This is a genomic window from Bacillus sp. 1780r2a1 (assembly GCA_024134725.1).
GTDB classification, from domain to species: domain Bacteria; phylum Bacillota; class Bacilli; order Bacillales; family Bacillaceae_H; genus Priestia; species Priestia aryabhattai_A.
Window position 1 is genome coordinate 2,160,152 of the sequence record CP099863.1, and the last position, 20,140, is coordinate 2,180,291.

Consider the following 20,140-nt stretch of genomic DNA (forward strand, 5'->3'; position numbering starts at 1 on the left):
ATTTTGCAATTTAGACACGTATCTCTCATAATGAAACTTGTTACATAATAAAAACATACTGTTACACAAGGAGATGACTTATGTTTTCAAGTGAAGTTATTTCAACATTTAACGATTTAGATTATAACGTCTACAATTATATTTTAAACAATGGTAATCAGGTCATCTATATGCGTATTCGAGACTTGGCAACAGCCACTCACGTATCCACCTCAACAATCTTACGTTTTTGTAGAAAAGTAGGCTGTGATGGATTTAGTGAATTTAAAGTAAAGCTAAAGCTGTATTTAGAAAGAGAAAGTGAAGAAGATGTAAAAGGAATGAAAGAGTTCGCGTATGAATTTATGGAGCGTACATTAAAGGGAAATCTTGATGAAGTTATTACCGAGGCAGCTCAGACAATAGCAAAAGCTCACCATGTTCTATTCGTTGGATTTGGAAGTTCAGGTATACTAGCGCAGTACGGAGCACGCTATTTTTCAAGTTTAGGAAAATTTTCAATTGCGATTAATGACCCCTACTTTCCCATTAACGCTCAGCAACTTGATAACAGTATCACGATTGCTCTTTCTGTGTCAGGAGAATCTCCTCAAACAGTGGACCAAGTTACACGGTTAAAAGAAGAAGGAAGTAAAATTATCAGTATTACTAACACAAAATCTTCTACGTTAGCTCATCTATCTCATATCGTCATTCCATACTACGCGACGGAAGAGCGTAGGAAAATCGCTAACCTACCACTCAACATCACTACTCAGCTTCCTGTCATGTACATACTTGAAGCAACAGCCAGAGAAGTATACAAGCTGACGTAATATGCGTCAGCTTGTTAAAAATAATAGTAAATCCATTCAGGCGTATTCACCAATGACTTTTCCCAGATAGGAATGTCTTCAATAATCTCTCTTGTGATCTTTCTGCTATCTTTCATATCCTGCTTCAGCTCTTTTTTCACCTGTTCAATAAAGTGTTGATCATAGACAAGGCAGCTTGCTTCATCATTTAAGTAAAAACTGCGCGGATCCCAGTTAGCTGTACTAACACTCGCTACCTTGTCATCAATAATCATTACCTTTCCGTGAAAAAAACCTTTCGTGTACAAATAAACAGCAGCTCCATCATTAAAAAGCTCTTCTATTTTAGGATAGCTAGGTGGCTTAGTAAACCAAGCGTCCGTATGGTCTGGTACAATTAAGGTAATTGTCACACCACGTTTTTTCGCATTTTTAAACGCATCCATTATTGTATCGCTTGGAATAAAATACGGAGTAGCAATAATGAGTTCATGTTTCGCTTGTTTTATCAGATCTAACACTTGATTTTCTAAGGTTTCTCCTGTTGCAAAAACAAGCTGATAGGCTGACTGGTTTTTCGAAGAAACTGTTCTATTTAAAGGATTGGGGCTTTTAGCATCTCCCGTATCTTCTTCCCAATCTTTTAAGAACTGCTTTTCAATTTCATACGTACCGTTTCCTTGAATACGAAGATGATAATCCCGCCAATATCCTAGCTTTTCGTTGTTGCCTAAATACTCTTCTCCAATATTAAATCCGCCAATATAAGACGTATGTCCGTCAATCGCAACAAGCTTTCGATGATTTCGGTGGTTAAGACTATAAAAAAGATGAGGAAATTGCAACGGTCGACTAAAAGCAAACTCAATGCCGCTCTCTTGCATCTCTTTAATTAACGATGACGAAATATCTTTCCCACCAAAGCGATCCACCGAAAATTTCACGTCGACGCCACGTTTGGCTTTTTCTTTTAGTAATTCAATAAACTTCATGCTAATTGGATCATCTCGAAAAATAAAAAATTGAAGGTAAATATAGCTTTCCGCTTCTTTCATATCTGTGAATAATGATGTGTATAGCTTACTTCCCTCAGGAAACATCGTTAGCTGTCCGGTATACGATGTAGTTTCTGTGTATGGATGAGCCTTCGTATACTTTTTATATCCTTGTTTTACATCCCATTGAAAAAACAGAAAAAAACAGGTAACCAAAAGGAATATAACCATTAATTTCTTTAACATGCCCTACCTCTTATATGGTGTAGATACATATAGAATGTGAAAGTGAGTGTGGTTTTATAAGCGGGAATATAAGGGAGCAAAAAACCACGGCAGTCGCCGTGGTTAGTTTAATGCACATTTTCAAATAATGTAGAAATGCGTTCAAATTCATCATCGTCTTCAATGCTAACCCATTCACCGTTTGATTCAATGTGAAAGAAAAAGACGTCAATATCTTCTTCCGATTCAATTAATAGCTCTTCAACAAACGCAACAGCGACGTAGTCTTTTCCATCTACAGTTAGCTTCCCTAAAACTTCAACATCCTGCTCTTGTTCATTTTCATCCACAATGGTAAAAATTTCACCTGTATTCACCGTTTCCATTTACATTCTCTCCTTTAAAAATATTTTGTCTCTACTGTTTGTATACCCTGTATCCATTGTTTCATTCAGAGAGAAAATATAAAAAACCTACTTATTTAGAATAAGTAGGACTTGAGAAACAAAGATTAATTAATAAAGCAAATGGTGAATTTAGTATAGCATAGCACAACACCATTTAGCTAATGACTTAAAGACTATAAAATGCGAACTTTAACCGTTTTACGTCCCCATTTTAAGGCTTCTTTTTGGTTTGGTATAAACACATCGATTTTATTTCCACGAATTGCGCTTCCTTTATCACCCGCAATTGCAGTTCCATAACCTTCTACCCATACTTTAGACCCTAGCTTGATTACTTTTGGATCAACAGAAATGACTTTTAAGTTAGGGTTTTTCTTTAAGTTAATGCCTGTTGCTGTAACTCCGCTGCAGCCTTTGCAACTCCCTGTATAAGCAGTAGCTGTAACCGTAAATTCTTTTTTCGCAGCAGGAGCAGACGCTTTTGCTGCAGGCTTAGCACTCGGTTTAGCTGCTTGTGGCTTAGCCACTTTTAACACTTGATTCGGACGAATTGTTGCTGATTTTAAGTTATTCCATGACTGGATGTCTTTTACTGACACTTTATGTACAGAAGCAATTTTATATAATGTATCTCCACTTTTTACTTTATATGTAGTTGACGCCGCAGATGTTGCAGTTGCTGTTCCAAACAATGATAATAGAACTAAACTTGACGTAATAATTAGTTTTTTCATCAAAATTTTCCCCTTTTTCCAATTCAGTAAATAAAGAATACTATAGTTTTATTACAGAATTATTTCAAAGGGTTGTTAGTTTTGTTACAACTTGTCTAAACGATGTATTTTATGTCATATAAATTAGTTCTAACGACTCTTTATGATTAATTTAAAGCTTTTTTTATTACATCACTATATCATTTTTAATCAAATAGTCCCCATTTTGTTTTCTTTAAACACACTGCGTGTAAGATCAATAAAGGCTTGTAAAGGTGGTGTCATTACTTTATCTTTATGCCATGCTATGTGAGTAAATATAGGTGCTAAATGCGGATGCCAAGGAATCTCTTTCATTTTACCTGCTTCTAGCTCTTTACGAACTGCCATGTCAGGCAAGACAGCAATGCCAATTCCAATCATCACACATTGTTTAATGGCTTCAATGCTGCCGAACTCAAACTTATTCAGTGGGTGAATCTTTGCCTCTGCGAATGCGTCTTCTAAAAGGGTTCGATATGAGCAACCTTCTTCGGTAAGCAAGAACGTCTCCTTTTCAAGGTCCTGCACGCTGAATTTTTTACGCTTCTGAATTGGATGATCAGGAGCCGTCACAATTTTAATCTGTTCTTGAATTAACGGTTCGATGGTAATCATATCGTGTGTTTTTGCTTCATCCATGATAAACGCAAAATCAAGTACCCCTTCAGTTAGATGCCTTCTAGCTCTCTCATCAGAATGAGCAGGCTTAAAAACAATCTCCATATGAGGATACTGCTTTTTAAACTCTAATAAGACAATTGGAAGTCGGTACGTACACTGACTTTCCTGTGCCCCAATAGTGAGCTTACCAAAAAATGCAGTTCCTCCTTTTAAAGCCGTTTTTGCCTCTTCTTGTAGAGTGACCATCTGATTTGCATATTGCTGAAACTTACGGCCGGCTTCTGTTAAGACTAATCGTTTTCCTAGTCGTTCAAATAAAGGTGTTTCAAGTTCTGCTTCTAATGCCTTCACTTGTGCCGTTACGCTTGATTGCGCAAAGTTTAACAACTGAGCTGTTTTGGTAAAGTTCAGCGTATCCGCTGCAAGAATAAATGTTTGAAGTTGTTTACTATCCATTTCTCGCTCCTTATAATCGGTTTTATCGATTGATGTTATTAAAATAATTCGTTTCAATGATTAATTAATTCATTATAAAATGGTAGTATAGAAATCACAACTACGGAGGAATGAACCATGAGTATTGCTGTTTTATATGGAGGAAATCGACCAGGTGGTAACACCGAAACATTAACTAAAAAAGTCATAGAAGGAATTGAAGTCACAGAAATATATTTAAAAGATTACAGCATTCACCCAATTGAAGACATGCGTCACGATGAAGCTGGTTTCCCGGAAGTCAACGATGACTACAATCACGTTATAGATGAAGTATTGCGTCATGGTACGCTTGTTTTTTCGACGCCGATTTATTGGTATACGATGACTGGTGTGATGAAGAATTTCATTGATCGCTGGTCACATTCAATGCGAGATGCAAACTATCCAGAATTCAAGCCACAAATGGCTGACAAACATGCCTATGTTGTTACGGTTGGAGGCGACAATCCATATCTAAAGGGACTTCCTCTTATTCAACAGTTTCAGTATATCTTTGATTTTATGAATATGAACTTTCAAGGTTATATCATTGGAGAAGGAAATAAGCCAGGGGACATATTAAGCGATAAAAGAGCATTATTTGCTGCTGATGAAATGAATAAGAAGCTAAAAAGTCACGTATAAACCCTTTATAATCTGCCCATGCTGTGGATAAAAAAAGGTGTGAAGGTATGGCTTCAGAAAACGTCACAAAGCTCATTATCCAGCAGCCTCAGCGAAACCGCGTTGCAACGCTATCACTTTTCTTTGGGGTGTTTGGCTTTTTACTAGGCATTATTCCCGTTATCGGCTGGCTAGCAATTCCCATGTTACTACTATCCTTCGTCTTAGGACTTGTAGGATTGTTAGGGAAAGTAAACAAAGTGGCTGCGTTTTCAGGTATTATGCTAAGTACTTTGATGATTGCGTATAAGCTTTGGTTTGTTCAGTTCTTTCTATTATAATGCCCAAACAAAAAAGTGAGCAATGAGCTCACTTTTTTTGTTTTAGGAATAAGAAAATATGTTGAGAAGAGTATGTGTGAAAATGAATGTAATTCATCTATATATATTCGTATATCCTGTGCCTTTTACTAAGAAGATGCTAGTAAAGCTCATTTGTCGGGGAGACAAATAAAACCAAACAAAAAAACATCTGTTTAGTTAAGATGTTTTCCTATCGTTTATTGCACTTCGTCTTCTTCATTCTTTACATATTGAAAGAATGAATCAATCATTTCGTTTAAAAAATCATTGCGATCATCAAAGTCCATGATTTCAAGAAACTCCACTAACTTCTTATCTAACTTAACGGAAGCTGGGGAATAATGCGAAGGTTTTTTCTTAGGAGTAAAAGGAATCACATTATCTCTATTTTTCATAAAACACCATCCTTTTAATATGCTTTACTAGTGTAAGCTTTCTATAAAAGAAAAGCAACCTCGTTTTAGGAAAGAAAGGCATTTTTATTTTTATGAAAAGGGTAGTTATTATGAATAAATTATGATATTGTGGAAAGGTTTTAAGTGCTAAGGTTTTGATATAATATTGTTTATTTAGAACATAGTTTAATAAAATAATTAGTCCTAAAAAAAGAATCAGTATTAACTCACTGATTTTTACTTTATTTGAAGAGTCATTTGAACGGTTTGTAGGAGATGCCCATCAAAATCCTCATCAAACTCATCTGTAACTGAAAACCCTTGTGTACGATAAAAGGACATGCCGTTTTGGTTTTCGCGCTCAACATGGACAATTACTTTTTTGACATGACGGCTTCCTTTTTCAAAAAGTGCTGTGCCAATTCCTTTTCCTTGATACTCTGGCAGTAAGTAAATCGCCAGCAGTTCGCTGTCCCCTTTTTCATTAACTGGCGTAAAGCTTGCAAAGCCTACTACTTTCGTTTCTACGAGCGCTACCCACAGCTCCGACTCTTCCATCCGCTTTTTCAACATGTCTGTGCTATATGCAGCTCGCAAGAAATTGTTTTGTACGTCCAAAGGGATAATGCCTTTATATGTATGGTGCCAACTTTCTGTGGCTACTTGTTGCACAGAGTGAATATCTTTCATTTTCATCTTTTCAATTACATGCTTCCTTTTGTATTACTTCCTTTCTTTGTGAAATTACATTTATCTAATTATAAAAAAACTGCCGAAAGGAATCACTTTCGGCAGTTTTTTTATTCAAACGTGTATTCAACCGTCTGTTCAGGTGTAATTTCGTTATAGTCTTCATCTTCAGTATAGCCGAAAACTAGCTTAACAGAGTTGATATCTTCATTTTTTAAAACAAAACCATCGGTATATTCTTTTTTAACTTTACCGATAAACTGTGAATCTGAATCTCCATCATCAGAAATAAAATCTTTGAGCTGTCCATCGATTTGTTCACCTTTATCTGTAACAACATTCATAATATCGTACCATTCAATATTGTTGTCAGATGTATTTTCTGCAGTGTAATTAACCTGAACGTAAGAAGTTTCTTCTGGGTTAATTTTTGTGTCAGCCATCCACTCTAGACCTTCAGCAAACTCTTCGTCTAGATCTGTTAATTTAATTACTTTAATATCTTCAATTGTCACTTTTAGTGGTGAAATATCAACTGTTTCGTTTACTTTTTTTATTTTTAAAAGTTCTGCCGTAGCACCGTCTTCTTTTACCTTTTGACCAGGAACCTTCAGTATGTAATTCCCGCTTTCATCTTTCTCTGGTTTTGGAACATTATTCTTTAATGGTTGTTGCTCCGATGCCTTTGGCTCTTCTTTTATTTCTGCTGCACTATTAGAACTATCAGAATTGCTACCGCAGCCAGCTAGTAATCCTCCTACAATTAAACTTGATGTTAGTATTTTTAAAAACTTACTCATTACGTATATTGCCCCCTACATAAACTTTTTCACAGTGAAACATTATACTTTGTAAATATTTCTATGTAAATATATTTTTACAATAAAACTAAAACTTTTAGCATAGATATATTTTCATAAGCAAGTTAAGAGGGGGCTATTCTTAACTGTTAACTACCTTCACACCCGTTCCGTACGCCACAATTTCAGAAGCGTTACTGGCAATAGCTGAACTGACTAAACGGAAGCCGACAATGGCGTTTGCGCCCTTTTCTTCAGCATCTCTAACCATTCGGGCAACCGCGATTTTTCGAGCATCATCCATCATTTCCGTATATTCTTTAATTTCTCCCCCTACGATATTCTTTAAGCCTGCTAAAATATCACGACCGATATTTTTAGACTGCACCGTACTTCCTTTTACATACCCAATTGTTTCTGTTACTCGATAGTTTGATACATTATCAGTAGTCACGATAATCATTTGGATCCTCCTCTTTTGTTTTCCGTTTTTTTATAATCAATAAAGGAACTAATAGAATAATTGCTGCCACATAGTAGATAAAAGCCTGAAGGGCGAGCTTGGCATCTATAAATAAAAGAACAATTCCCGTCAGCTGTGCAACAACAGCAATAGTAAATATAATTAAAATCAGTTTATTCATGGAGTTTACTTCCCTGTGTTTGTTTCGTAAGCCAGCTTTTGATTACGTCCCGTAACTCTGGAGCAATTGGATCTGAAAACGTCTGCTTATATTGCTTCATCAGCTTCAGCATGGAAGGCTCTTGTGTTTGTATCTTTAATACGTGATTCATATCTTTAATGATTGTTGTTTCAATCGTAGGAAACTCATCCAAAGATTGAAGTGCGTTAGGATCTGCCTGCACATCCTTTGAGCCTGTTATAGCTAAAATGGGTATCGATAATTTTTCATAATAGTGATGCGGATTTACCATCATATGCTCTCTCCACCATGCTGCATTCATGCGAACAAGCTGCACGCGCACAACGTCTTCTTTTGCTTCTTTAAAACGCTTTAAAAGATTATCAGCTTTTTGTCGGTCTTTTTCAATAACCTTTAGCTTTTTAAATAACCAACCTTTAAACCCGCTTTGAGCCGCAATTTCTTTATAAGCGCGTTCCCGCTGATACTCAGTTGCTTCGATGAGGTTTTGCCCTGCACCAGCTAGCAGGATTAATCCGTTAGCCTGAAGCTCTTCAGCAACCACGGTCGCAATTATTGCTCCTTCACTGTGTCCTGCAATAAACAGTTGCTTATCATCTACTTCAGGTTGACTTTTTAAAGCATGAAAAGCTTCTTTTGCATCTTGAATGAGGTCCGTTAGCGTTGTTTTGTAAAACGCATCAAGATTTCGCTTGTCATAACGAAGCGTAACGTAGCCCATTTCTGTAAAGACAGCTGCTAAATCACGATACACGTTGCTCGCAAACTTTTTGGTGTTTCCGTTATAGTCTACTGGACCACTCCCACTAATAATTAATACAGCAGGTTTCTTACCTAATTTCTCCTCAGGAATTGTTAGCATGGCCTTAACAGCTGTAAGCTGAAGTTCTTTTTCCCGCATCTTAGTTCTCTCCTCTTTGACGTTCTGGAATGAATGAAACAGCCATCGTACGCTTACGACGATCTTCTCGCGGCTTAAACTGATACTTACCTACCAGCTTTTTATAGTCTTCTAAAAACGCCTGCTGCTCACTGTCGTTTAAATGAAGGGGAAGCTGGTGATATCCAAATCCATCTTTCTCAAAGTTAACGTCGCCTTCTAAATATGCTTCAAACTCTTTGGCGAGCATTGTGTAAAAGTTCATAAAGTGCTGTAAGTGCTCTTCTTTTGTTAAATGCTGGACTTCATCTCCTGATAAGATAGCACTCGCCTGTGCTAATGCGTACGTTTTCTCAACTGTTCCTCTAATCTTTTGTTCTTTAATTACCTCAACAACTTCTGCTTTTTTTAACGTGTTCAAGTGGCGATACAAGGTTGCTTGAGGAACATCTTGAAGATACTGAAGTAGCTCTTGTACTGTACAAGGTTTACTGGCTAACTCCTGTATAATTCGCATTCGGATTGGATGTAAGATCGCATCTGCTTTTGATGAACCCATCTTAATCTTCCTTTCATTATTATCATATATGATAATAATAGCACATAAATGATAATAATCAATGATTATTATCATTTATGAGAACATTTTAATTCGTTAATCCGCTTCTTTTTGTTATAGTGATTATTTAGAACATAGTTTTATTAATAAATATACTTCAAAAAAATACCCGCTAGCTAACGGTGCTAATGGGTTTAGGGCGTTTCTTTCATATCTACAATTATTAAGTGATCATTTTCATAGTTTGCGGTATATGACTTGTTAAACGTCACTGTTTGTAAACTTTCCCCCTCTTTTGTTTGTTCAAAAGACTCTTCTACTTTAATTACATAACCATCATCTGTTTTTTGGAGGTCCATTAGCTTGACATTCAAAAGTTTATACGAGATTTTCTTTGACTTTAGCTTATTGATTTTTGCAAGCTCTGCATTGTATAAAACACTATCTTTTTTTAAAAAAGAACTTACTTCTTCAATTGACCCTGCTGTCACGGCTTTGGCATAAGCTTCTGCATATTGCTTTATATACGAGTGGATATTTTCATCCGCTGCTTGAACTGGAGGCTGTTTAATTGGTTGTGATGGTTTCGGAGCAGTCACCGTTTCTTCAACTTCTTCCTTAGAATTTGTGGGTGGAGCTTGCTTTTTCTCATCTGCCTGATCTTGGCATCCGGTCAATACAGCTGCTAGAGTGAAGATACCTATAAAGTGCTTCATTCTTTGCACACTCCTTTCTTTTTCATTATTTTCCATCCTACGTGATTTGATTCCTGCTTCCGAAGGCAAGAAATAATAAAAAAGCCCAAATCATGTGAGATTTGGGCTTTCAATGAATGCTATTTTTTATGTTGTTGCTAATTCTTGTACTTCTTTTACTCGTTGTGCAAATTCCTCGTCTGTTAAGCCGTGCTCTTTTACATAGCGGTTGCGAGGATTTACGCGACACTCGTGAGAGCAGCTGCGTAAATATTTGTGCTCGTTTTCTTCAGAAGCTAAAATCTTACGGTTACACGCTGGGTTTGCGCAGTTTACATAGCGCTCACAAGGTTGGCCGTCAAAGTGATCTTTACCAACAATTACGTGTTCTTTTTGGTTTACCGGAACGCTGATACGCTCATCAAATACGTAGCATTGTCCGTCCCATAGTTCACCTTGCACTTCTGGGTCTTTACCGTATGTTACGATTCCGCCATGAAGCTGACCTACATCTTCAAAGCCTTCTTCTTTTAACCAGCCTGAGAACTTCTCGCAGCGGATACCGCCTGTGCAGTATGTTAAGACTTTTTTATCTTCAAACATTTCTTTGTTTTCACGAATCCATTCTGGAAGCTCGCGGAAATTACGGATATCTGGGCGTACTGCACCTCTGAAGTGACCTAAGTCAAACTCATAGTCGTTTCGAGCATCAATTACAATCGTATCTTCCTGCTGCATTGCTTCAAAAAACTCTTTCGGACTTAAATAGTTGCCTGTTGTTTCAAGTGGGTTTATGTCGTTTTCAAGACGTAATGTTACGAGCTCTGGACGATGACGAACGCGTAATTTTTTAAACGCATGCTCATCGGCTTCATCTATTTTGAAGACCATTTCGCTAAAGCGAGGGTCTTGCTTCATTACTTCCATGTAGCGATCTGTTTGTTCTACTGTTCCTGAAACTGTTCCATTAATTCCTTCAGAAGCTACTAAAATTCTTCCTTTTAGTTCAAGCTCTTCGCATAGCGCAAACTGCTCATCGCGAAATTCCTCTGCGTTTTCAATTGGAACATACATGTAATAGAGAAGAACTCTATAAGGTTTGTTAGTACTCATTTTTTGTTTCCACCTATCTGTTCATATTTGCAAGATATAATGCATATAGGTTGTTTTACATTGAAAATCTTACATTTACGTTACGATGTGTAACCTTATATATAATACTAAAAAAAAGAACATCTGTAAAATCAAATGTTCTTAATTCGAAAATTTATGGTACTAAAATAAGTTTTCCTGTCGTTTTTCTTCCTTGCAATAACCGATGAACATGCGCTGCATCTTCAAGTGGATACGTTCCACCAATCAGCAATTCAAGCTCTCCGTTTTTCATATAAGTTAACAGCTCTTGTAAACTTTGCTGATACAAACTAGGCTTTGCCATCATTTGTGGTAAAAAGAACCCCATTACGGACTGGTTTTTCTCCATCAGCCTGCCTGGATTAAATTTCACAGGCTGGCCGCTTGCCATTCCGTAGAATACAAGACGGCCAAACGGTGCAAGACACTGCAGAGAATCGTAAAAAATAGACCCTCCAACCATTTCTAGAATTACATCGGCTCCGTGCTTTGTTTCTTCCATCACTTTGTTTTGCCAACCTGCTTCCGTATAATTAATAAGAACGTCGGCTCCTAGACGCTTGGCAACAGCTAGCTTTTCATCTGAGCTCGCTGTAGCAATTACGTGAGCACCAAATTTTTTCGCAAGCTGCACAGCAAGCGTGCCAACGCCTCCTGCAGCAGCGTGTACCACAACGGTTTCTCCTTTTTCAATTCGCCCCATCGTTTTTAAAATGTGATACGCCGTTAAGCCTTGAAGCGGTAAAGCAGCTGCTTGCTTAAGGTCAACTCCATCTGGCAGCGGAATAAGTCCTCTTGAATCTGCAAGCGTATACTCAGCATATCCAGTTGCTCGGTGTGACCCAAGCAGCGTAACAACTTTCATTCCAACTTTTATTCCTTCTACTTCTTCACCGAGCTCAACAACCTCTCCTGCCACTTCAGAACCAGGAATAAATGGAAGCGGCGTATCAACAACGTATGCCCCTTCTCTTCTAGCAGTATCAGCGTAGTTAACACCAATTGCTTCTACTTTTATTAAAACGTCCTTCTTTTTTGGCACAGGTCTTGCCAAGTTAATCACTCTAAGCACATCTGGACTACCATATTGTTTGAATTGAATCGCTTTCATTTTTACTCCTCCTTTTTAGTTAACACGTATAACGACCGCTTTCAATTAATTCATCTGCGACTCTTCGCGTTTTAGTAAACGTGCCTTCGTATTGAAAATCGCGCATTAACGTCTGAAGTTCATAATGAAGAGCTTGATGCTTTTTAGCAGTAGCAATACCGTTAATAAGCTGCGTTGCTTCATCTCTTACCTCGCGCATCGTTAAATCCACTACTAGCTCTGTCAGATCAACTTTCAGCTGTTCGTTTTCTTTCCCATTCTTCCTGACTGCTTTTTCCGTTCGGATGACGGCTGATTCCATTGCATATAAACCAATAGCAAGGTTTGAAAGCTTCATTAAGGCTTCCTGCTCGTGGACTATATGCTCTTTTGCTACTTTTAATGCTTCACTTAAAAGTAATAGAAGAAGATAGCGCACTGTGTGAACAGCTTTCTTTTCAAGAGGAAGGAGGTGATTTTCTTCTTTTATAGCACTATATGCTTGTTCAACCGTTTCCTGATTTAAAACCAGCTCACCACTTTTCACTTTTCGCAGAAAGTGCGTGGGTAAGACCAGTCTGTTAATCTCGTTCGTTCCTTCAAAAATTCGATTAATACGTGAATCACGATAAACCGATTCAATTTCATAGTCTTGAATAAAGCCAGCTCCGCCGTGAAGCTGAAGGGCTTCGTCCACCACCGTGTCGAATGCTTCAGAACTATATACTTTACACACTGAGCACTCCATCGCAAACTGTGCTAAGCTTTTTGCAGCTTCTTTCGGATCATTGTTTTCGTAAGAACCTGCCAGCACGCTTTCTAATAAGCCGCCCGTTCGATATTGTAATGATTCAGCAGCATAAATGCGGGCATTCATCAAAGCTAGCTTTTCTTTCGTTGCAGGAAAATGAGCGATAGCCGTTTGAAATTGTTTTCGTTCTTTCGTATAAGAAAGCGTAAGCTCTAGCGCATGTTTTGCACCTCCTACACATGCAAACCCAAGGTTATAGCGACCGAGATTTAACACGTTTAATGCAATGACGTGCCCTTTGCCAACTTCACCTAGTACGTTGTCAACAGGAACTAAGCAATCTTCATAAATAACAGGGCAAGTGGACGACCCTTTAATGCCCATCTTTTTTTCTTCGGGTCCAATAGATAAACCTTGAAAGTTTTTTTCGACAATGAAAGCTGTAAAATGCTTGCCGTCTACTTTTGCATACGTAATGAACGTGTCTGCAAACGCAGCGCTTGTAATGTATTGCTTGGTTCCGTTTAGAATGTAGTGCGTTTTTTCATTATTTAACACTGCTGTGGTTCGAGCGGAAAGCGCATCTGACCCAGCTTCTGGCTCCGTTAAACAGTAAGCACCGATATATTCACCACTTGCAAGCTTTGGCAGGTAGCGTTTCTTTTGCGCTGTTGTTCCAAAATACGTAATCGGAAGCGTTGCAATGCACGTATGATTTGCGTGAGCAACTCCATATGAGCCCGTTTTCCCAAGCGCTTCGCCGACGATTCCTTTCGTTACTTTATCAAGACCAAGTCCTCCATATGCTTTGGGCACGCTATGAGCCAATAAGCCAATCTCTCCTGCTTTTTTCATCAGCCTTACCACTAGCTCAAAGTTTTGTTCATCAATTTTTTGTTTATAGGGATATACGTCTTTTTCGGCAAACTGACTAGCAGTTTGGGCAATTAGCTCTTGCTCATTTGTTAAGTCTTCTGGGGTGCATGCATCAGACGCAGCCTTCACTATGAACGTACCGCCAAACGACGATAATTTTACGTCTTGAAACATTGTTTCCACTCCCTTTCCTAAACAGTTTGTAAATAATTCTGTAAAAACGCACACACATCATCTGGAAGCGGTACGCTTTTTTGCAACTCAAAATCAAAGTGGACAAGAACGGCTTCGCCTCTAGCAATTAACTCACCTGTCTTACTGTCCGTAATTTCGTGACCGATCGTAAAGCTTTTATGACCGATGCGCGTTACGTACGTAGAAACAGCAAGAGTTTGATTAAAATACCCTTGAGCAATAAAATCACATTTAGTGGAGGCAATTAAATATGCCCACTTGCTTGAATCCATTTTCACGCCCATTTTTTCAAAGAAATCAATTCGAGCTTCCTCTAAATAAATGAAGTAGCTTGTATTGTTAATGTGCCCCAGTGCATCCGTCTCGCAAAATCTCACTTTAATTTTCGTATCGCTCATGTTTAACCTCTCCTCTTCTTTGGTGATTGCTCGTTATTTTTTGATATGCTCTTTTTCATACGTATAAAACCCTTTTCCTGTTTTACGCCCAAGCTCTCCTTTTTCTACTTTTTCTTTTAAAAATTGAGGAGGCAAATCGCTTGGATCTCCCGTTTCTGTATAACGTTGATTCATTACGTAGTAGCCAACATCAATACCGGATAAATCCATCAATTCAAATGGTCCAATTGGATGATTAAGTGCTTTTTTACAAATTAAATCAATATCTTTGAAGTCCGCATAACCATTTTCATAAAGAAACATCGCTTCTTTATGAAGAGCGCCTAGAATACGATTAGCGACAAAACCAGAGATCTCTTTTTGAAGCAGAACTGCCGTACGGTTCATTTGCTTACATACGTTCATGGTAATCGCCGCTGTTTCTTGACTTGTTTCTTCACTCATGACAACTTCTACGCAGTCCATGACAACTGGCGGGAAGAAAAAGTGCATATTTACGACTTTATCAGGTCGAGTCGTTGCGGAAGCTAGTAATGAATTAACGATTGTTGAGCTATTGGAAGCTAAAATAGCGTGCTTTGGCGCATACTCATCAAGTTCGGCAAATACGCTTCTCTTTACTTCAAGCTTTTCAACAACCGCTTCAATTACAAAGTCAGTAGCAGCAACAGCTTCTTTTAAATCGGTCGTATACGATAGCTTAACAAGCGCTTCATCCTTTTGCTTTACGGTTAATTTACCTTTAGCAATCCAGCGATCTAACAGCATATGAAGCTGGTTTCTTGCATTATTGAGTGAATGTTCATTCATATCATGAATCGTCGTTTCATATCCTCCTAAAGCCGCTAAGATGGCAATTTGATGACCCATTTGCCCCGCGCCTACAACTGTTATATGCTTAATAATCATCTTTCTATTCCCCTTTCGACTGTAGTCCATCTACTAGCATATTATAAAAAATCGCTGCTACTTCTTTTGCTGAACGTTCTCCGCTTGGCTGGAACCAGAAATAGCTCCAGTTTGTGATGCCTAAAATTCCAAGCGTTACGATATCAGCTGGCAAGTCATTTCTAAATTCACCGGCTGTTATTCCCGCTTCAATTAAATTTTGAAGATTCATTTTAAACTGATCACGCTTTGGCACAATGCTTAAAAGGTGGTTATCACTCAAATGGCGCATTTCGCGAAAAAACACTTTAGCTCGCAGTCCTTCTTTTTCAATATCGTAAATTAATTTAAAAATCATCTCATAGAGTTTTTCTCCGCAAGACAGCTCATCAGCACGCAAAATGGTTTCTTGGTTTTCAACTAAGTGCTCAATATACGAGCGGTGAATATCAAGCAGCACTTCTTCTTTGCTTTTAAAATAATAGTAAAAGGTTCCTTTGGTCACGTTCAATTCAGCTGCAATATCTTGAATGGACGTTTCTTTAAAGCCTTTTTTCGCAAATAGTAAAATGCTTGTTTCCATGATGCGTTCTTTCATTTTCTCCGCCGCCTTTTAAGATTTTATAAAATTATGTTGCGAGCAAACCACCATCTACAACTAACACATCACCTGTGACGTAATCAGAGGCTCTTGATGCTAGAAAAACAGCTGCTCCCTTTAAATCAACGTCTGTACCAAAACGCTTGAGCGGCGTTTGTTCTAAAAAGTAATCTCTTCCTTCTCTCATCGTCATCGCCGCCATTTTCGTGGGGAAGAAGCCTGGAGCGATTGCATTTACTTGAATGTTATGCTGTCCCCACTTTACGGCTAAATCCTTCGTGAACGTAATAAGTGCTCCTTTACTTGTATTATAGCCAATAGAATTCATGTATTCGGGATGTGAACCCCCAAATCCAGCGACCGATGCGATATTGATAATCTTCCCTTTTTTAGCACCTATCATATGTTTTCCAGCCTCTTGAGCCATTAAAAATGTGCCTGTTACGTTTGTTTGAAGCACTTTCTGCCAAGCTTCTAAAGGCATCTCTTCCACCTTTGATCCCCAGGTTGCTCCGCTGTTATTGACTACTATGTCAATTTTGCCAAATCGGTCAACAACCGTATCCACAACGTTTTTAACATCTTCTTGACTTGTAATGTCACACTGCATTGCTAGTGACTCAACGCCTAACTCTCTCAGTTTTTTGGATACGCTTTCACAAGATTCCAACTTTCGAGAGCAAACGATAACGTGAGCGCCCGCTTCAGCTAATCCGGTTGCAAACTGTTCACCAAGGCCTCGGCCTCCTCCCGTTACGATTGCGACCTGACCTGTTAGGTCAAAGAGCTCTTTCACATGCATCTCTTTCCCTCCTCGCAGAATTGGCTATACTTACTAACCGGTTGGTATGTTTCATATTTATCATATACCGAATCATTTTATAACAGCAAGTATTTTTTAGAAAATTTAAACAGTTATTATTTTAAAAAAGCGACTCCTTTTTGATAAGGAGTCGCTTTTCGATTTAAATATTAAAGAAAATACCTATTAATGAATAGATAATAATTGTTGAAAATAACACCGTCATATGAATTAGTGAAAAAATAAACATTGATTTTGCCCATTTTTCTTTATCCATTTTTCGGTACCCCGTAATGCTAAGCACAAACCAAGCTACGCTTAATAGCAAGGCAACGAGCATTAAACCTATGCTTAACGTTCCGAATAAAAAGCTAATGACAACTAAAATTGCGAGGTAAACATTTGTTTGAATGTACGTGCGTTCAAACCCTTTAACTACTGGAAGCATTGGTACATTAGCTGCTTTGTACTCATCGTGCTTACGAATCGCAATGGCATAAAAGTGTGGCATTTGCCAAATTACAGTTACAACGAATAATCCTATAATAGCTGGATGAGTCACGTCTGGATAAATAGCTGCCCATCCGATTAACGGAGGCATTGCCCCTGAAATACTTCCGACTTCTGTATTATAAATTGTGCGGCGCTTTGTCCACATTGTATACGGAACCACATAAAAAAACAGCCCTAGAAATCCTAGCAAGGCAGCGAGTGGTGTCGTTAATGCAAGAGCTCCAATTCCCAGAATGGCCATGCTGCTTGCAAGTGCTAATACAAATGTTGGTTTCACTTCACCGGTTACAGTCGGTCTGCTTTTTGTTCTTTCCATAATAGCATCGATGTCGCGATCGTAGAGGTTATTAAAAGCCCCAGCTGCGCCGATCACAAGGAAAGAGCCAATAAAAGCTAAAATAATTTCAGGAATATTATCAAACAGACTCATGTCATATGTGTACAAAGCTAAGGTTAACCCGGCAAACATAGGTATTAAATTAGATTTAATAATGCCTGTTTTAATGGTTTGGGATAAAATCGCCACAAGCGTTTGCTTTGGTAACGATGCTTGTTCAGCATGATGATTTGTTTTTGTAGTACTTTGCATGATTGTTTGTTTCATTCCTTTGTCAATTTTACCGCCTTTGCAGTAAAAAAGTAGTTTTAAGTAGTCTCCTACTCCATGCTCTTCTTAAATAATAACAACTCACTATTTATTTGACTAACTTCTAAGAAGAAGTTCACAAAAAATACATTTTTGTACAAGTGTTAACTTATTTTAGTCTTTCTATTCTTTTTAACGTTAACAAACCCTTAGTCACAAAGCAGTTCTAATGAAGCAAGACGAACATAATGATTTTATTTTATCATAAAAATATTCATTTCGGATAGGTATTCATAGCATTTAATGACAAAATTCGACTTTTGTTCACATTTTCACAACAGAAAAAAGCGCAGAATAATTTCTACGCTCACAAAATATCAATCCATATTTTAATTGCCGTTGCTAAAATTAATAGTGCAAGAGCGATTTGTAAAACCTTTGTCTTGATTTTTTGCCCTGCCTTTGCTCCAAGAGGAGAGGCGATTAAGCTTGCAATAACCATAATAAGAGCTGGACCGTAATCAACTTGCCCAGTCGTTACTTTTCCTACCGTTGCGCCAATTGATGAGATAAACGTAATGGCTAGAGAAGAGGCGATTGTCATACGTGTTGGAATTTTAAGAACAACAAGCATAATCGGTACCAATAAAAAGGCTCCCGCTGCTCCGACAATACCAGATCCTACTCCCACAATGAAAGCTAAGCCAGCAGCTAACCATTTATTAAACGTTACTTGATCAAGCGGAAGGTCATCAATGCCTTTTTTCGGAACAAACATCATAATGGCAGCCACCAGTGCTAAAATGCCATATACAAGATTGATTCCTTCTTCTGACATCATTTGTGAGCCAAACCCGCCAATAAAACTACCAGCTAAAATGCTAGCACCCATGTAGAGGATAAGATTCTTATTTAAATAACCTCCTTTTCGATACGCCCATACGCCCCCAATTGTCGCAAAGAACACTTGGACAGCGCTAATTCCTGAGACTTCATGTGCTGAAAAAGCTGTAAGACCAAGTATCGGAGGAATATATAAAAGCATTGGATACTTAATAATTGAACCACCAATTCCAAGCATTCCGGATAGGTACGAACCAATAAATCCAATTAAAAAAATTACGGTGATAAACCAAATATCCATACATTAAACTCCTTTCATTAAAATAAGAGAACCATGCATGGTTCCCTTATCCGTGATTCCTTTTATCAGATACAGAGCCTTATCGAACGGCACAGCGGTTTGGTCCGATTTCCATTTCGCGCTGCTTATCTTCATCTGGAGTCATTTTCCCCATATTTGTTTGACGAATTTCTTGATACGCATTTGGCTGAGGAGGCAGATTCTCCGTTACTAACTTACGGAATTCCTCTTCATCCTCAATGTTTAAGCCGTGATTGTTTGCATATAGCTCATAAAGCGGTTTTGCTACGCTTCCATCTTCATTTAGCTCATCCATAATCATAAAATGAGCCGGCAGAACAATTAATTGATCTGATAGGTTACGATAGCGAGCGTATAGACTTTCACGAAGATCAGCTACCCAATCTTCAGCCATACCAGCTAAGTCAGGCCGACCAATTGAATCAATAAATAAAATATCTCCTGATAATAAGTAGCGATTATCAACGATGAAAGATGTAGATCCAATTGTGTGACCTGGTGAATAAAGCGCGTGAATGTGAATCGTTGTATTTCCGATTGTCACGTCGTTACCGTCTTCAAGCGCTTCATATGCAAAAGTGACTTCTGTTGCGTCTTTTGGCGGCAACCAATAAGCAGCTCCTGTTTTTTCTGCAATCATGCGTCCACCTGAAATGTGATCTGCGTGTAGGTGCGTATCAAATACGTGAGTAATCTTCACTCCTAGCTCATCGGCAAACTGTAAATACGTATCCGTCATGCGTGTTGAATCAATAATTGCTGCTTCACCGTTTGAAACAACCATGTATGATAAACAGCCTTTACCGATACGAACAAACTGATATAGCTCTCCCCCGTCTTTTAATTCGCCTAGCTTAACTGGCTCTAAATGCTCACTCCAAGCGCGCATACCACCAGCTAAATAAAATACGTCTTTTCCTTCATCTGAAAGCATTTCTGCTACCATAATCGATGAGCCTTCTTTTGCACAGACAACTAATATGTCTTTATCTTGTGAAAGTTGATTTAGAATACCTTCTACACCGTCCAATAAGTCAAAGTAGGGAATATTTAAATACATAAAGTTTTCACTTTCAACTTTCCAATCTTGGAATGCATCTTCGTTACGAACATCTAAGATAAATAAAGCCTCTTTGTTAATTGCTTTTTTTGCTACCTCAGCAGCACTCATTTGATTTACTGTCATCCGAATTACCT

25 protein-coding genes are annotated in these 20,140 nt (G+C 38.1%); 3 read left to right on the forward strand and 22 right to left on the reverse strand.

What is annotated here, in order from left to right; translation table 11 throughout:
- Positions 1-80 precede the first annotated feature (80 nt).
- Positions 81-815, forward strand: a complete 735-nt coding sequence (locus tag NIZ91_10845; GenBank protein ID USY53262.1) for a MurR/RpiR family transcriptional regulator — start codon at positions 81-83, stop codon at positions 813-815.
- Between the two features lie 14 nt (positions 816-829).
- Here the strand turns inward: NIZ91_10845 and cls are convergent, their stop codons facing one another.
- From cls to NIZ91_10865, 4 genes are all read right to left on the reverse strand, one after another.
- Positions 830-2,035 (reverse strand): cardiolipin synthase, encoded by a 1,206-nt coding sequence (cls, locus tag NIZ91_10850; protein USY53263.1) that lies wholly within the window; start codon positions 2,033-2,035, stop codon positions 830-832.
- Between the two features lie 107 nt (positions 2,036-2,142).
- Positions 2,143-2,400 (reverse strand): DUF1292 domain-containing protein, encoded by a 258-nt coding sequence (locus NIZ91_10855; protein USY53264.1) that lies wholly within the window; start codon positions 2,398-2,400, stop codon positions 2,143-2,145.
- A gap of 194 nt (positions 2,401-2,594) precedes the next feature.
- Positions 2,595-3,155 carry a 3D domain-containing protein gene (locus NIZ91_10860; protein USY53265.1) on the reverse strand — a complete coding sequence of 187 codons (561 nt, stop codon included), beginning with the start codon at positions 3,153-3,155 and terminating at the stop codon, positions 2,595-2,597.
- Between the two features lie 189 nt (positions 3,156-3,344).
- The gene (locus tag NIZ91_10865; GenBank protein USY53266.1) at positions 3,345-4,253 is read right to left on the reverse strand and encodes a LysR family transcriptional regulator; all 909 of its coding nucleotides are present in this window, start codon (positions 4,251-4,253) and stop codon (positions 3,345-3,347) included.
- A 117-nt stretch (positions 4,254-4,370) separates the two neighbouring features.
- On the opposite strand from NIZ91_10865, the gene NIZ91_10870 reads away from it, so the two are divergent.
- Together NIZ91_10870 and NIZ91_10875 are read left to right on the forward strand one after the other, a co-directional pair.
- Positions 4,371-4,919: a flavodoxin family protein gene (locus NIZ91_10870; GenBank protein ID USY53267.1), complete on the forward strand. Its 549-nt coding sequence runs from the start codon at positions 4,371-4,373 to the stop codon at positions 4,917-4,919.
- Between the two features lie 47 nt (positions 4,920-4,966).
- On the forward strand, positions 4,967-5,239 hold the full coding sequence (locus NIZ91_10875) for a hypothetical protein (protein USY53268.1): 273 nt from the start codon (positions 4,967-4,969) through the stop codon (positions 5,237-5,239).
- Positions 5,240-5,457: 218 nt separating this feature from the next.
- Here the strand turns inward: NIZ91_10875 and NIZ91_10880 are convergent, their stop codons facing one another.
- The 18 genes from NIZ91_10880 to NIZ91_10965 form a co-directional block, all read right to left on the reverse strand.
- Positions 5,458-5,655, reverse strand: a complete 198-nt coding sequence (locus NIZ91_10880) for a hypothetical protein (protein ID USY53269.1) — start codon at positions 5,653-5,655, stop codon at positions 5,458-5,460.
- A 237-nt stretch (positions 5,656-5,892) separates the two neighbouring features.
- Positions 5,893-6,351 carry a GNAT family N-acetyltransferase gene (locus NIZ91_10885; GenBank protein ID USY53270.1) on the reverse strand — a complete coding sequence of 153 codons (459 nt, stop codon included), beginning with the start codon at positions 6,349-6,351 and terminating at the stop codon, positions 5,893-5,895.
- 104 nt (positions 6,352-6,455) lie between these two features.
- Entirely contained in the window at positions 6,456-7,145 is a 690-nt protein-coding gene (locus NIZ91_10890) for a hypothetical protein (GenBank protein USY53271.1), read from the reverse strand.
- Between the two features lie 142 nt (positions 7,146-7,287).
- The gene (locus NIZ91_10895; GenBank protein USY53272.1) at positions 7,288-7,608 is read right to left on the reverse strand and encodes a heavy metal-binding domain-containing protein; all 321 of its coding nucleotides are present in this window, start codon (positions 7,606-7,608) and stop codon (positions 7,288-7,290) included.
- Complete coding sequence (locus tag NIZ91_10900; GenBank protein USY53273.1) at positions 7,589-7,789, reverse strand: hypothetical protein; 201 nt, start codon at positions 7,787-7,789, stop codon at positions 7,589-7,591. Before NIZ91_10900 ends, NIZ91_10895 begins: the two co-directional genes overlap by 20 nt.
- Entirely contained in the window at positions 7,782-8,711 is a 930-nt protein-coding gene (locus NIZ91_10905) for an alpha/beta hydrolase (GenBank protein USY53274.1), read from the reverse strand. Before NIZ91_10905 ends, NIZ91_10900 begins: the two co-directional genes overlap by 8 nt.
- Position 8,712: 1 nt before the next feature.
- Entirely contained in the window at positions 8,713-9,249 is a 537-nt protein-coding gene (locus tag NIZ91_10910; GenBank protein USY53275.1) for a helix-turn-helix domain-containing protein, read from the reverse strand.
- 194 nt (positions 9,250-9,443) lie between these two features.
- The gene (locus NIZ91_10915) at positions 9,444-9,965 is read right to left on the reverse strand and encodes a hypothetical protein (GenBank protein ID USY53276.1); all 522 of its coding nucleotides are present in this window, start codon (positions 9,963-9,965) and stop codon (positions 9,444-9,446) included.
- 126 nt (positions 9,966-10,091) lie between these two features.
- Positions 10,092-11,057, reverse strand: coding sequence for a rhodanese-related sulfurtransferase (locus tag NIZ91_10920; GenBank protein USY53277.1), 966 nt, complete (start codon positions 11,055-11,057; stop codon positions 10,092-10,094).
- Between the two features lie 154 nt (positions 11,058-11,211).
- On the reverse strand, positions 11,212-12,189 hold the full coding sequence (locus tag NIZ91_10925) for a quinone oxidoreductase (GenBank protein USY53278.1): 978 nt from the start codon (positions 12,187-12,189) through the stop codon (positions 11,212-11,214).
- Between the two features lie 19 nt (positions 12,190-12,208).
- Complete coding sequence (locus NIZ91_10930; protein USY53279.1) at positions 12,209-13,969, reverse strand: acyl-CoA dehydrogenase family protein; 1,761 nt, start codon at positions 13,967-13,969, stop codon at positions 12,209-12,211.
- A gap of 17 nt (positions 13,970-13,986) precedes the next feature.
- On the reverse strand, positions 13,987-14,388 hold the full coding sequence (locus NIZ91_10935; protein ID USY53280.1) for an acyl-CoA thioesterase: 402 nt from the start codon (positions 14,386-14,388) through the stop codon (positions 13,987-13,989).
- A gap of 33 nt (positions 14,389-14,421) precedes the next feature.
- Entirely contained in the window at positions 14,422-15,297 is an 876-nt protein-coding gene (locus tag NIZ91_10940) for a 3-hydroxyacyl-CoA dehydrogenase family protein (GenBank protein USY53281.1), read from the reverse strand.
- Between the two features lie 4 nt (positions 15,298-15,301).
- Positions 15,302-15,874 (reverse strand): TetR/AcrR family transcriptional regulator, encoded by a 573-nt coding sequence (locus NIZ91_10945; protein ID USY53282.1) that lies wholly within the window; start codon positions 15,872-15,874, stop codon positions 15,302-15,304.
- A 31-nt stretch (positions 15,875-15,905) separates the two neighbouring features.
- The gene (locus tag NIZ91_10950; GenBank protein ID USY53283.1) at positions 15,906-16,679 is read right to left on the reverse strand and encodes an SDR family oxidoreductase; all 774 of its coding nucleotides are present in this window, start codon (positions 16,677-16,679) and stop codon (positions 15,906-15,908) included.
- Positions 16,680-16,842: 163 nt separating this feature from the next.
- Positions 16,843-17,781: a heme o synthase gene (cyoE, locus tag NIZ91_10955; GenBank protein USY53284.1), complete on the reverse strand. Its 939-nt coding sequence runs from the start codon at positions 17,779-17,781 to the stop codon at positions 16,843-16,845.
- A 364-nt stretch (positions 17,782-18,145) separates the two neighbouring features.
- Entirely contained in the window at positions 18,146-18,922 is a 777-nt protein-coding gene (locus NIZ91_10960) for a sulfite exporter TauE/SafE family protein (protein USY53285.1), read from the reverse strand.
- 79 nt (positions 18,923-19,001) lie between these two features.
- The gene (locus NIZ91_10965) at positions 19,002-20,129 is read right to left on the reverse strand and encodes an MBL fold metallo-hydrolase (GenBank protein ID USY53286.1); all 1,128 of its coding nucleotides are present in this window, start codon (positions 20,127-20,129) and stop codon (positions 19,002-19,004) included.
- Positions 20,130-20,140 lie beyond the last annotated feature (11 nt).